The following is a 12,604-nucleotide window of genomic DNA, read 5'->3' as shown; positions in this document are numbered from 1 at the left end:
ATAATACGCGGCATTGCTAATATTTGGTCTTAGTGTTAACGCGATCATTTAATCCTAACGATTCAATTTAGGTTAATCATCAACTCTAACGCCTAACGCAATATTTTCTGGGCGAGCACCATACCCGCAAGATTAAAGGCATTTCTATCGCGGACAATCTCAAATCCCAGCTGGCGCAATACCGTTAACAACTCACTATGATTAAAGCGATTCTGCTGTGGATGCTCAAATAAGCGCCGGCTCAATGGATTACAAATTGCGGCACGATATAAATCCTCTATCACAAAGTATCCGTTCGGTTTTAGCACCCTTGCAACTTCCTTAATGGCCGCTTGCCACTCTGGAATATGGTGGAATACGGCAAAATCAAACACCATATCAAACTCGCCATCGCCAAAGGGTAAACATGTTGCATCAGCAACCGAGAAACTCAACCCTTTTAACCCTTGCGGCCGAGATTGCCAACGGGATTGTGCGGAGGCAACCATTTCAGGATCGATATCCACGGCCGTGATATGTCCCGCGCCAAAATGTTCGCGGATCAACTGAATGCCGTTACCAAACCCACAACCTATTTCTAATGCGCGTTCGCACAAAGCCATAGGTTTTGGCATCATAGACGTTAGTAAAGGCGCTTCGAGATGATTTTGTAGCCAAAAACGTAATGGATGCTGAACGATCTTTTTCTCAAATGGATTTAATTTCATGCCATCCTCTCACTATGGGTAAACTACTGTTGAATAATTTTACTGATCGAACTGCCATTATGGTACGTAATGATAAGAACATAAGTTCACCAGAGGCCACGATGAAATTACCTCTTTTTCCATTACCTATTTGTTTATTGCCCGAAGGTTACACGCAACTGCGGGTATTTGAACCTAGATATAAGCGCTTGGTCGCCGAATCATTAAAGTCAGGCCAAGGCTTTGGCTTATGTATGCTTGAAGAGGATGGTAAAACCATTCAGCCCATAGGCACCTTAGTGCATATTATTGATTTTGAAACCTTACCAGACGGACTATTAGGGATCAGTATTCAAGGTTCAAAACGCTTTAAACTTGATAAAATCAGTGTCGAAGCTGATGGTTTAAAGCGCGGAGACGTCAGTTTAATCGACAATTGGCCTGCTGTACGTATTGCGACCGATGAACGTTACTTGAGTCAAATGTTACAAAACATTCTTAAGGAATATCCGCAACATCTCAAGCACTACCAAACAGAACAGTTCGATGATATCGCTTGGGTCTGCCAGCGCTGGCTAGAAATATTACCCGTACAAGCATCCGAAAAGTACACCTGCATTAATGCCTTAGATCATATTATGACCCGAGATCTATTGCGGGCCGTCATTAAATAATACTGTGAATGATCCTTTATTTAAGCCACTTCGTATTGATTGAAAGTTTGACAGCAAAACTGGGCTCAGAAGTACAACACACTTCTCAATTTTGTCGTTACTGATATCACACTCAGCACTCACGACTGGGATAAGAGCGAAAATAATGGAAAATATTCAATCACAAAGCAGGCAAACTCGGTATCATGTCCCAATCACGTCTCTGACTAATTCGGCTATGGATAACGAAATTCCAGCTTCCCAAACCTGCGAGCCTCAAGCGGATGCTTTAATCACGTTTATGCTACAAGTAGCAGACAACCGAGACAGAGCCGCCTTTGGTCACTTATTTCAGCATTTCATGCCCAAGATCCGAGCCTTTGGTTTACAAAGACTGAATCAACAAGGATTGGCGATGGATTTAGTACAAGAAACCATGACCAGCGTTTGGACTAAGGCTCATCTATATAATGCAGAAAAAGGGTCAGTGACAACTTGGGTGTTTACCATCATGCGTAATCAATGTTTCGATATGCTTAGACGGGTACAACACAATAGAGAAGATACTTTCGGTGATGATATTTGGCCGCTGTGTGATGCGACCATGGCTCAAGACACACTCACTGATCACAAGTTGACGGCTAAATTACTCCAACATCTTGATGCCCTTCCCATAGCACAAAGACAAGTTGTGCAAGGCATTTACATGCAAGAACTCACTCAACAAGAGCTAGCCGATGCCCTAAAGGTACCAATAGGGACCATAAAGTCCCGTTTAAGATTAGGGCTAGAAAAGTTGAAAAGCTTCTTGGAGACACACAATGATTAAGCATCATCCCCAACAAGAATTACTCGTCAGCCATGCCAATGGGAACTTACCTTTATCAATGGCGATAGCAATATCCGCACACTGCGACCTATGTGAGACTTGTCGAGAGCAGCTTGCCCTATTCACAGAACAAGCTGCAAATTTAGCATTAAATCCTGATGGCGGTCATGCTGCAAATGATACGGGCGAAGAGTTGATGCACAGAGAGTATGTTGAGGTGCAACACTCTGGCGACAATCAAGAATCGGCATTGGACATTGACGCTATGATGGCGCAAATCATGGCTCAACCGGCAGCGACAAATGTGCCTAATAACGCCCCTATCGATGTCGACATAAAGCAACAGCATTACACTGTGCCCTCGGTGTTTCGTCAGCATTTGGCCCGTCCATGGCAAATATTAGGCAAAGTCAGTCGCATGCGTTTTGATGTCGACGAAACGAACACCCGCGCTAGCCTATTGCATATAGATGCCCAAGGTGAAATCCCCCAACATACCCATAAAGGTTATGAACTAACACTATTGCTAGCCGGAGAGTTTTCCGATCTTAATGGTGTCTATGTGCCAGGTGATTTTATCGTGCTTGACGGCCAACATCATCACTCACCGAAAACCATTAACGGTTGCTTATGCTACACAGTATTAGATGCACCGCTGCATTTTACCAAAGGTCTGAGTAAGCTACTCAATCCCATAGGTGAACTGATTTATTAAACCTTTTGACTGAGTTTTTAAACAACAGCAAACGCATAGATTCATTTATAAATTCAGTTTAATGAGTCCATTACATAACTGACTACGATTAATCCCATTAAAATGACCTATTTTAGTGGGATTTTTTATAACATTTACCTATAAAACGGCAATATTAACCTTAGTCAATTACCACAAAAATAAAAAACAACCCATAAACAGACCTAACTATACCTCTTTAAATCAAGTAAATAGCCACGAAAAATACACTTTAATTCAACATTAGCAAATAAATAATGACATCGAATAAAAATTAAACTTGCATAAGCCATTTTTATTGATATACTGCACGTCGTTTTGAGATACACCTTGTTGTTTACCTTTTTAACCCAGCCTGATATTTAGCAATCAGAGTTCGGTCCTCATAAAGAAAGCCTACTACAAGCAAAACCCCATAAGCTCAATCATTCGATATCACTAAAATCATGTGGTTATGTCTGTGAACTTACCGTTCTCCTTGTTGTCATAGTATTGTCATTAAGCTATGGTCAACTGGTTGAATCGAGTTATTCCATTGACGTAATCGACAACATGAAATATTTATCGATTAAGCATCTCTTGATTAATGAATCAAAGATGGGGTAACCTCGATACTCAATAGAACGAATCTTTCGCACAATTGCTAAGGATATTTTATAGTTACAACTATCTCACCTATGGGTGAATTAACAAAAAGGAGTGTGGCATATGTCATACAAAATTAATGGACATGAAATTACAGTGAACTTCCCTGTAGATTCAATCTCAGTAAATAAAACCTCAATTGCTTTTACCGATCGTCAAGGTAAAAACAGACAGACTTTTTCTAAACGTACAGAAGCCATCAGCTTTATGAAATGGTTATTGTCCGCGAACAAATAAGTCAAAAAGTAAGTAAAACGATAAGTTAAAAATTAATACCGCAGTACCCGTTTACTCAAGTGTATTTAATCGGTTTCCATTATCTTCGCAGTACCGAGCACTTAAGTAGACTGATAGCCGAATGTCACGAACACGCTATCCTTTTTTACGTCATTATGACGAGCACATTTGGTTCAGGCTGTATCTCTCTCACACAGATACCTGCCGAACCAAATGAGTCAAATCCAGCGTTAGATCACCTCTTTCCATTGCAGCATCCGCTAATATTCATACACATGAATACTGTTCAGCACATCATCTATGCCAAAACCCAATACTCAAATTGCCATGCAAACCTTGATAAACCAGATCAAAGAGACTATTCCATTCAATTTAGAAGAAGCACAACTGTGCCAGGGACAATGTTTAGGTTGTTCGAAGAAAATGCTGGAAATGTTAGATGCCGAAATCAGTTATTGGCAATTTAGTGAGGTGGCGCCTAGCCTAAAAGATTTAAAAAACCTCGAAAACATTGGCCGTCGTACCTATAAAATTCTTAAACGGAACCAGTTACTGTCTTAATCGCTTGTATTTGCATTTGACTATTTATGGGGCGCTTTACTTACACGACGTAAAATAAATTCAAAACTTAACTGACAATATGACCCTAATAGAAATCACATTGCCAGTTTTATCTTCGCTATTGTCGATAGCCGTTAAAAATCACAAATCGATAAGCTCAACTTCTAGACTCTGCCAACCTTGCGCGAATATCTGCCAAAGAATATTCCGTTAATAGTTCACCATCGGCAAATACGGGAACAAACTCGCAATTGTTGACATCTTGCCAGCTGGCTTGATCTTTAAGATAAAATTGACCCTGCTCATCTTTAAATACCGCTACTAAACCCTTAGCGGATTTTTTAGTGCCATCATCTGTTTTAGGATCTTTAAATATTTCTCTATCTTTACCATCAACTTTCGCAAAGGTCGCTTTCACGGCATAACCGTCAGTATCTCGGGTCACGTGTTGATAGGTAAAACTGCCAATCCCAAACACAATATTGGTTGACGCAAAACCTTTGGCCTTTAAACCAGCACAAATGGCTTCAGCACGTTCTATGGTGATTGAATCGCCATAGATCAGTCCAACATGGCTATTCAGCGCTTTGTAACCTTTGGCAGTTGTGCTACCCCCAAAGACGTCCCACAGACACTCAATAGCGCCTTTATATTCAGGACTCCCGATTGGTGCTTGTGGATCGCCACAAATGATCTTCACAGGGCAACCGGTATCAGGCCTAAACACCACTTTGCCATCGCGGGCAAGAATGCGGTCTTTTAACGCTAAGGTGAATTCTGTCATCACCTGCCAAAAATCCCAAGAATCTGAAACAATGCTGACAATGCCCGTAGGATAAATATCTTCAATCAGACGGCGGAACGTCTCTAATTCATTCTCCATGCCACCTGCACACATCACACTGTGCTCCGTTGCGGCCACACTGCCGCCAACGAGTTCATTATCACTATCGGCACGGTAATATTGCTCAAGAAAATCAATCGCGGGAATGGTATCTGTACCCATAAAACTGAGTAAATGGGCGGCGCCGCTCATTACCGCAGCCTCTGCACCATACATGCCGCGGAAACTAAAATCATGGCCCTGCCAATCAACAAATGCGATGTCACCATCGGTTTCTAGCGCGTAAGTCTCAAATATTTTGCGGTATTGCAGCGCGGTAGTAGCACTGGTACACATACCCCACACATTAGCGGAAAGGATGGTTTCGAGATAATTGGTCAACCAAAAGAACCGCTCATCGGTATTGTACAAAATCAAGCAAGGCACTTTTAATGGATACACTGAGCCTTCAGGTAATGCCATAATTTTAATTGGTAAATAACCTAAATCATGCAACTCCTCAATATGCTGAGTGCCAACATTATTCGGCCCGAGATAGTTATTGATACGGCGGGAGAATTGACGAATGACCTGATCTTTAGGTTGTTGAAAGAAATCACGGTTCCAACTGTCGATCAAGAAATGCTTGATAAAATACTGCAAGCCAAAAAACACCATTTGGTCTGTATAACCACGACGGGATTTACGGGCGGTCAAGTTACTAAAAATCACTTGAGTATTATCGGGATATTGACGACGGTGGTCGACTTTATAGCCATCAATGGCGGTAACGGGATTCAAGTACATAATATTTTCCTTAATGATTCATATAACTCAAAACAGCATGGCAATCACAGAACTCGCTCGAAATATGTGCAGGGACACCTAAACTATCGGTACAAAATAATCTGTCGATGCCCACCTCGCGCAGAGCCGATTCGCTGGCCTTATCTTCATAATGTGACACGATCAAAATGACGCTTTGGGCCCCCTTTTGCTTTAACTTGATGGCAAGTTCGATAAAAGTTCTACCACCAGCACAAATGTCATCGACGATTAAGCAGGTTTTACCCGATAAATCATCACAGAACACTTCGGTAGCGATAATATGACCATTGACCACATCGCGATGTTTATCGGCCCTGATCACCGGCATTCCCTGTAACGCTTTAGCTAAGCCGAATACTTTTTTATTCGCCCCCGCATCGGGCGAGACTAACACTAGCTCACCCGATAATTGGGCAGTGATAGCGGCGACAAAGCTGTGATTGTCTATAACCTGAACTCGGTCTAACAATGCGGCGGTGACATCGCTGTGAGGGTCAAATACAGTGACCGAAGCATATTGCTGCTGATTAATTAGGCTAGCATAGACTTTTACCGACAAGGCCTCACCGGCATTACACACCCTATCTTGGCGAGCGCCCGGCATATAAGGCAGTAACAGCTCAATTTGCTCTGCACCACTACGACGCAATGCATCAGTTAACAACAAGAGCTGCATGATGGAATGATCGCCACGATAACCGAAGAAAACTGTGACGCGTTTCGCTGGAGGAACCAGTAGTTGAACATGGTTTTCCCCCGCACCAAATTGAAATAAACGGTAGTGAGTCTCATCGCTAGCTGCGGGTAACCGATAAAAATCGGCTTGCGAACGTTGAGCGTGAGAAGCATCTTGAGACGTTTGAATACGTTGAGACGCTTGAATACGTTGAGACATAGTAACCTCCTGTCTGTGGCAAGATTGCCGAAATTGACGGCGCCCTTGTTGTCTACATGAACAATAGTGTCTTAAAGACATTATTGTGTAAAGTTGATTTTTAGACTATTTCAAACGGAGCAACCTGAAATGTTATGCTTAAATGGCATATAGTGTCTTTTAGACACTATTAGTGGGAAAGACAACTAAGAAGCTACAATATGGGTATCAAGTGATACAAGAACCGGAGACATTAAGGCAAAATCAGTAATTAAACAGCCTTTACTGATTCAAAGTCACCATGAATAAGGCATAAGCAGTCGCCGTTACTCATATTGAGCAAGGCGAATATCTTGCTTAAATCCATATTCACTGTGATCAACATTCTAAATTTCTTAAGAAGCGATACGATGCGGTATTGGGTTTCAAGCGGTATAAATTAGCAGGACGACCACGTTCGGTGCGCTTTAATCCCGTATCGATCAATAAATCAGCCTGTTCAACCCGCCGACGAAAAGATTTACCTTGGATAGGCTTGCCCAGTAAAACCTCATGTACATGCTGCAATTCTGGCAAGGTAAAAGGTTCAGACAGTGCAAATCCTGGCACTAAAGAATATAAGGCTTTTTGTGTTAAGCGTTCCCGCGCTTGCTCGATTAACTGCAAATGATCAAACGCCAAGGGCATCTGCAACACATCCGCTAATGGCCACCACTTAACATCACTCACTGAATCAATCTGAATTTGGCAAGCTTGATAACTCATCAAGGCGGTATAACACACAGTCACCGACCAGCCTCTGACATCGCGACGACTATTACCCACAGTGCAAAGCTGCTCAATATAAGGTGGCACTACTGCGGTTTTCTCATGCAGTTTACGTAATACAGTTTGCTCAAGGGATTGATCGCAATTTTCATCGATAAACCCTCCAGGTAATCCCCATAAACCTAAAAATGGATGATTTGAGCGTTGTACTAAGAGTACTTTAAGTTGCTGATCGTGATAGGTAAACAATACGGCATCCACTGTCAGTAGCTGAGCCTTAAAAACCTTAGGATTGTAATTGGCGAGATATTCCGCTTCAGTCATTGATATTCCCCATCGTTCCAAATCATCAGCTTAACTTAGCATTACACAGCTTCAAACATATTATGTCTTAGTGTCACTAAGTCAATGATCTGAGGCACAGGATTAGCCACTTTGGCCAAATTTACGCTGATAACGCGGCAACATGGTCTCGTTCCCCAATAATCCGCCTTGATGCAAATACATCACATGACCTGGTTCACTACGTTGTAAATAATCTTCAAGCACAATAAAACCTAAGGGATCGTAGAGTAATTCAAACTGCACGCCTGAGGCGCAGACCCGCTGCCACATGGCATAAAATTCGGGGTAAAGTTTACCAAAATGATATTTCTTGCCGACATTAACAATCTGTGGATGCTCACTGGTATTGGAATTAAGTAAGGAAAATTGCAAGCGCAAATAATCATCGCCACCGACAACAGCACAAGTCACGACGCGAATATCCGTTTGCTGACGGATAAAATACTGATTTAAAAATAACGCAGTCGTTCCCGTCCCCGATGGTAAAAACACCGTTAAATCAACCAATCCATTCGCATTCGCAAACAGTACTATCTCTTGCGCCAATCTATTAACCCCGTATTCGGCGTAAGCACAGCGACCACCCTCTGGGATAAAAAGCGCCGTCGGCTCATTCACGAGTACTTGAGCCTCGATATAATCTGGGCAACTCAGTCGCACATCGCCCACTTGCGCAGTAGGGTCAGGCCTAGCATTAAGATTTGACAAAACGTGAGGCTCAGATTGCGACTGAGTGCACGCCTGCTTTTGTGCTATTAACACACTTAAATCGATAATATTAGCGCCATTCGCTAAAGCGGCAGCGTAATTGCCCGTAGGATGTTTAACCACTTGACTGGCAATATGATCTACATAAAAATCACATTGCCAGCCTTTCATCTTCGCTAATGTTGACAATGAATACAGTGAGTTAGCCAATGGCGAGCCGTGACCTATCACCTTGCTGATGCCTGCAAATTCATGATCTAAAAAATAGCCGAATTTGCGAGCTTTATTGCCACTAAACGCCGGATGCAGTAAATCATCACGTTTTAGGAATATGTCTCTGCCAGCAAAGGCAAATGTATCGACAGGGGAATTTGCAAACATCAAGCTACTCAAACGATTAAATTCTCTGGTTTTTAAACCAGTTAAGGGAAGGCTAGTGTAACTCCGCCCTTCCTGTTACGCCCTTAAGAAATTATCAATTTGGCGAAAAACTAGTGAAAATGACACATGAATCTCGAATACATATAATTAACCAATTGATTATGAACAATTTAAATAGTTGGCATAGTTATCGCTTAGACATTGACATATATTCAATTTATCGAAGCTAACGATAAAGGCTAACAGGGTAAACATAAGGAGCTTTCAATGGCTGTATTACGCTTAATATTCAACATAGCTTGGTTTGTACTCGGCGGATTTGTGATGGGACTCGCTTGGTGGCTCGCAGGTATCCTGTGTTTTATCAGTATCATTGGTATTCCCTTCGGCCGCGCCTGTTTTGTTATCGGCGAAATGACCTTTTGGCCCTTCGGCCAAGAACAAATGAACCGTCGCCACTTAACTGGACGTGAAGACTTGGGCACAGGTGCATTAGGCATGGTAGGAAATATCATTTGGTTCTTACTGTTTGGGATCTGGTTAGCCATAGGGCATTTGGTCCACGCCTTAGCTTGTTTTGTGACGATTATCGGTATTCCCTTTGGGATACAACATCTTAAGTTAGCTTTAATCAGCCTCACACCGATAGGCCAAACCGTAGTGGCTAAAGCTTAATAAGACAATGTGTTAACTGCGCTATTCACTCTCGATTATTTGGTTTCAAGAGTGGATAGCGCTTTGTCATCCCATACAGCAAATATCGCTTCGTTTAAGGCTATTTCTTCCTCCAATAAATCGTTGCAATCATATTGAGTATTGGCAGGCTCACTATCCACAGAAAACTGCACTTGCGGCTTAGTCGCCCCCACAATTTCCAACAGATAATGCGCCAGTTTTGCGGGTGTATCTATAGCGGCATCGTGACCACAATACGCGAGTACAATCAAATCGGTGTAAAAATGCCGTGCTAACGCCTTACTCGATGCCATACTCACCAGCGCATCACGGTCACCGCAGAGCACAGTTATCGGTACTTCCACTGTCAATGGACATTGGTATTGAAAAGCCGCCCAAAGTTGTCGCCATACATTACGTCTACTTGGTGTGGTATCGCGGCGAAACTCACTCCACTTGACAATTAACTCTCGGTCTCGCCGATGACGAAAACTGGTTAAACGCACTATAGTCGACTCGATTGGATGTAAAGCGTTACCCCGAGCACGCATGAAAAAAGCCTTCAATGCATTCAGCGGATTAAATCTTTGATACCAATACGATAAATTCGCCGCACTGCTGTTTAATACAAAGGCATGCCTTATCTGCCAAGGTCGCTGGCATGCCATTTCCAACGCCAACATACCGCCCATAGACAAGCCGAGGAGATAAATAGTCTCCCCTTCCTGTACCTGCTCATCTAATTGCTGCCACACGGCATGGGCATAATCAGCAATCTTAAGCGGACTTAATTCGTGGGATAGCGTCCCATTGCCCGGAAGATCCGGTGTCAGCACTCGCAATCCCTTTTGTCGCAGACGCTGATCGAAACCATTCCAATGGCGCTGATCACGCATTAATCCCCTTAATAACACCCAAGTTGTCATGACTGAGACTCCCGATACCAATAATGCCGCGCACGCTCTGTCAGCTCAGTCAAACGTTCAGGTGTTAACTGCTCTAACGATTGGGCATAGGCCGCTTCCATCATAAATTGCATGAGTACTGTATGCCTGCGTAAAATCCTATGGTGACGATGTGTTTTTTGTGGATTAAAAAAGCCAGCAAAATTAAATATTTGTCTAGGATTCTTCTTTATCCATGCCCAAGATCCCATCTCTAATGTCAAAGGTAAAAATGGCACCTGAGCAGAAGGATCAGCCACTTGGTGCTGGCGATAGAGATAATCCCAAATATCACCATGAGTGCGATAAAACTGGCTCTGCGGCGCCAACCGATAATGGCCGTGATGGGGATAACTCTGTTCAAATAATTGTTTTAGATGAAAAATATAATTGGCATTTTCGAAGGCGGTACGGGTATGGGCGTAGGGGAACCAGATATGATCACTCAAGCCAAATCCCGAGTGGGCATCGAGCGAAATCAAACTTGTGCTGCGACTCAACAGTTGTTGTACATAGGCAACTAAACCCGCAGTTTCCAGCTCCATTCCCCCAATACCGCGATACCAGGGCAGCCGTGACGATATACGCTGTCCTCCCACCATAAAGGACACTTTTTCACGGGATTCTATCGGAGCGTTACGCATCAAATCCACTTGATTACCATTGCCCCGCGTTCCCATGAATAACCCAACAGGATTCACTACAGGTACAAAAGCTAACCGCAGGCCCGTTAACATCTGTTGTAGGTGTTTATCCCAAACAAGCCGCTGCAATAAACTGTTTAACAATGCCAAAATAACTTGAGATCCAATACGCTCAACCCCATGCACGCCCCCCACAAAGAGTACTGTCGGACAAGGCGTATCTGTACCACCTAACTCAACACTGTAAAGGGGGAAATGCTCTTGGCGGAATGGAATGTCGGCAAGGATCTGATAATCTAACTTAAGATGATGAGTATCAATGAGTTGCTGCAGCGTATCTAACTCAAATGGAAGCTCAAAAGGAAGTTTCTTCATGTCACCTTAATCAATAAAATGAGAGAACAACTCATGCCGTTAAAGTGATACTAATAGTGAACAAAGACAAAATGATGACAAACTGCATATCAGAAGTGACTGTACGGGGAAATAAGCAGAAAAATAACGAGTAAAACAAAGAATAAACTATCCTAAAACCCTACATTAGTCTTCACGATAAAGTAGCTCTCCAATGATGGTTTCTACGTCAACCTGCGCTAAACCTTGGTCAACAATATCTCGCCAACGCCGTCCCTCTTCTGTATTACGAAACGCGATATAGAGCTGCTTATTCGCCAGAATTTGCCGATTGATTTGCAACTTTGTCGCCAGCGGCTGTAAGGGCTTTTGCTTGAGTAAATAGTGCAGAACGTTGACATCAATCACCGCGGCATCAATCCGACCTGCGGCAACTTTTTTGACATTATGCTCATCCGAAGTCACAGCTTCAGTCCGCTGTACACCGGAAACGATCATGCGATCTAAGGCCTGAGTATTCACATAATCTTTCACCACACCTAAGGTATAGCGATTAAGATCTTCAATATAATTCCAACTTACTGGATGGGACTTTTGCTCCACCAGCCCCAATGGACTTTCGCCAATCGGTTTTGAAAAGATAAACTTTTCTGTCTCTACATAGTATTCAGGAAAATAATGTAGTGGCACACTAATTTTGGCCACCTAAATAGAGGTGATATTATTACCTCGTAGATGACTTTAGGTGAACACATGAGATCGACAACCAGAAAAACATTTAGTGCTGAATTCAAACTTGAAGCAGCCCAATTAGTCCTCGATAAAAACCATAGCATCATCGAAGCTGCAAAGGCGATGAACGTAGGTAAGTCCACTATGGATAAATGGGTGAGACAGTTAAAGTGAGACAGTTAAA

13 protein-coding genes and 2 pseudogenes are annotated in these 12,604 nt (G+C 42.8%); 7 read left to right on the top strand and 8 right to left on the bottom strand.

The features are described 5' to 3' along the window. Positions 1-92 precede the first annotated feature (92 nt). Entirely contained in the window at positions 93-707 is a 615-nt protein-coding gene (locus L5M11_RS05305; protein ID WP_131525012.1) for a class I SAM-dependent methyltransferase, read from the bottom strand. 101 nt (positions 708-808) lie between these two features. Between L5M11_RS05305 and L5M11_RS05300 the strand changes: the two genes are divergently transcribed. From L5M11_RS05300 to L5M11_RS05280, 5 genes are all read left to right on the top strand, one after another. Next, positions 809-1,360 carry an LON peptidase substrate-binding domain-containing protein gene (locus tag L5M11_RS05300; protein ID WP_028759610.1) on the top strand — a complete coding sequence of 184 codons (552 nt, stop codon included), beginning with the start codon at positions 809-811 and terminating at the stop codon, positions 1,358-1,360. A gap of 145 nt (positions 1,361-1,505) precedes the next feature. Then, the gene (locus tag L5M11_RS05295) at positions 1,506-2,168 is read left to right on the top strand and encodes a sigma-70 family RNA polymerase sigma factor (RefSeq protein ID WP_028759609.1); all 663 of its coding nucleotides are present in this window, start codon (positions 1,506-1,508) and stop codon (positions 2,166-2,168) included. Next, on the top strand, positions 2,161-2,883 hold the full coding sequence (locus tag L5M11_RS05290; RefSeq protein ID WP_263163017.1) for a ChrR family anti-sigma-E factor: 723 nt from the start codon (positions 2,161-2,163) through the stop codon (positions 2,881-2,883). The genes L5M11_RS05295 and L5M11_RS05290 overlap by 8 nt, the downstream gene beginning before the upstream one ends. A 726-nt stretch (positions 2,884-3,609) precedes the next feature. Beyond that, on the top strand, positions 3,610-3,783 hold the full coding sequence (locus tag L5M11_RS05285) for a hypothetical protein (RefSeq protein WP_006082106.1): 174 nt from the start codon (positions 3,610-3,612) through the stop codon (positions 3,781-3,783). 300 nt (positions 3,784-4,083) lie between these two features. Further along, entirely contained in the window at positions 4,084-4,344 is a 261-nt protein-coding gene (locus L5M11_RS05280; protein WP_263142482.1) for a hypothetical protein, read from the top strand. A gap of 157 nt (positions 4,345-4,501) precedes the next feature. Here L5M11_RS05280 and L5M11_RS05275 read toward each other — a convergent pair whose 3' ends face one another. The 4 genes from L5M11_RS05275 to L5M11_RS05260 form a co-directional block, all read right to left on the bottom strand. Next, positions 4,502-5,974: a nicotinate phosphoribosyltransferase gene (locus tag L5M11_RS05275; protein WP_263163018.1), complete on the bottom strand. Its 1,473-nt coding sequence runs from the start codon at positions 5,972-5,974 to the stop codon at positions 4,502-4,504. A gap of 10 nt (positions 5,975-5,984) precedes the next feature. Next, entirely contained in the window at positions 5,985-6,890 is a 906-nt protein-coding gene (gene prs / locus L5M11_RS05270; protein WP_263148923.1) for a ribose-phosphate diphosphokinase, read from the bottom strand. A gap of 357 nt (positions 6,891-7,247) precedes the next feature. After that, on the bottom strand, positions 7,248-7,961 hold the full coding sequence (locus L5M11_RS05265) for an NUDIX hydrolase (protein ID WP_263171919.1): 714 nt from the start codon (positions 7,959-7,961) through the stop codon (positions 7,248-7,250). 102 nt (positions 7,962-8,063) lie between these two features. Then, positions 8,064-9,071, bottom strand: a complete 1,008-nt coding sequence (locus L5M11_RS05260) for a pyridoxal-phosphate dependent enzyme (RefSeq protein WP_263148921.1) — start codon at positions 9,069-9,071, stop codon at positions 8,064-8,066. 267 nt (positions 9,072-9,338) lie between these two features. Here L5M11_RS05260 and L5M11_RS05255 point away from each other — a divergent pair, with 267 nt between their 5' ends. Beyond that, on the top strand, positions 9,339-9,746 hold the full coding sequence (locus L5M11_RS05255; RefSeq protein ID WP_263163022.1) for a YccF domain-containing protein: 408 nt from the start codon (positions 9,339-9,341) through the stop codon (positions 9,744-9,746). A gap of 35 nt (positions 9,747-9,781) precedes the next feature. Here the strand turns inward: L5M11_RS05255 and L5M11_RS05250 are convergent, their stop codons facing one another. The 3 genes and pseudogenes from L5M11_RS05250 to L5M11_RS05240 form a co-directional block, all read right to left on the bottom strand. Further along, positions 9,782-10,672: an alpha/beta fold hydrolase gene (locus L5M11_RS05250; protein ID WP_263176605.1), complete on the bottom strand. Its 891-nt coding sequence runs from the start codon at positions 10,670-10,672 to the stop codon at positions 9,782-9,784. Further along, a complete protein-coding gene (locus L5M11_RS05245; protein ID WP_168827414.1) occupies positions 10,669-11,709 on the bottom strand; it encodes a M14 family metallopeptidase in 1,041 nt (346 codons plus the stop codon). The genes L5M11_RS05250 and L5M11_RS05245 overlap by 4 nt, the downstream gene beginning before the upstream one ends. A 165-nt stretch (positions 11,710-11,874) precedes the next feature. Beyond that, positions 11,875-12,372, bottom strand: a pseudogene (locus L5M11_RS05240) (substrate-binding periplasmic protein); the annotation flags it as partial. A 69-nt stretch (positions 12,373-12,441) separates the two neighbouring features. Between L5M11_RS05240 and L5M11_RS05235 the strand changes: the two are divergent. Then, positions 12,442-12,591, top strand: a pseudogene (locus tag L5M11_RS05235) (transposase); the annotation flags it as partial. Positions 12,592-12,604: the final 13 nt, after the last annotated feature.

Origin of the sequence: Shewanella sp. SM87, from assembly GCF_025653705.1 — a bacterium.
GTDB lineage: Bacteria > Pseudomonadota > Gammaproteobacteria > Enterobacterales > Shewanellaceae > Shewanella > Shewanella oncorhynchi.
Note: the sequence above shows the minus strand (reverse complement) of the source record. Positions and strands in the feature narration are given on the sequence as shown.

Bases quoted from the DNA above. Each gene is read 5' to 3' on its own strand.
- L5M11_RS05305 (WP_131525012.1), bottom strand. From the start codon at position 707: ATGAAATTAAATCCATTTGAGAAAAAGATCGTTCAGCATCCATTACGT.
- L5M11_RS05300 (WP_028759610.1), top strand. From the start codon at position 809: ATGAAATTACCTCTTTTTCCATTACCTATTTGTTTATTGCCCGAAGGT.
- L5M11_RS05295 (WP_028759609.1), top strand. From the start codon at position 1,506: ATGGAAAATATTCAATCACAAAGCAGGCAAACTCGGTATCATGTCCCA.
- L5M11_RS05290 (WP_263163017.1), top strand. From the start codon at position 2,161: ATGATTAAGCATCATCCCCAACAAGAATTACTCGTCAGCCATGCCAAT.
- L5M11_RS05285 (WP_006082106.1), top strand. From the start codon at position 3,610: ATGTCATACAAAATTAATGGACATGAAATTACAGTGAACTTCCCTGTA.
- L5M11_RS05280 (WP_263142482.1), top strand. From the start codon at position 4,084: ATGCCAAAACCCAATACTCAAATTGCCATGCAAACCTTGATAAACCAG.
- L5M11_RS05275 (WP_263163018.1), bottom strand. From the start codon at position 5,974: ATGTACTTGAATCCCGTTACCGCCATTGATGGCTATAAAGTCGACCAC.
- prs (WP_263148923.1), bottom strand. From the start codon at position 6,890: ATGTCTCAACGTATTCAAGCGTCTCAACGTATTCAAACGTCTCAAGAT.
- L5M11_RS05265 (WP_263171919.1), bottom strand. From the start codon at position 7,961: ATGACTGAAGCGGAATATCTCGCCAATTACAATCCTAAGGTTTTTAAG.
- L5M11_RS05260 (WP_263148921.1), bottom strand. From the start codon at position 9,071: ATGTTTGCAAATTCCCCTGTCGATACATTTGCCTTTGCTGGCAGAGAC.
- L5M11_RS05255 (WP_263163022.1), top strand. From the start codon at position 9,339: ATGGCTGTATTACGCTTAATATTCAACATAGCTTGGTTTGTACTCGGC.
- L5M11_RS05250 (WP_263176605.1), bottom strand. From the start codon at position 10,672: ATGACAACTTGGGTGTTATTAAGGGGATTAATGCGTGATCAGCGCCAT.
- L5M11_RS05245 (WP_168827414.1), bottom strand. From the start codon at position 11,709: ATGAAGAAACTTCCTTTTGAGCTTCCATTTGAGTTAGATACGCTGCAG.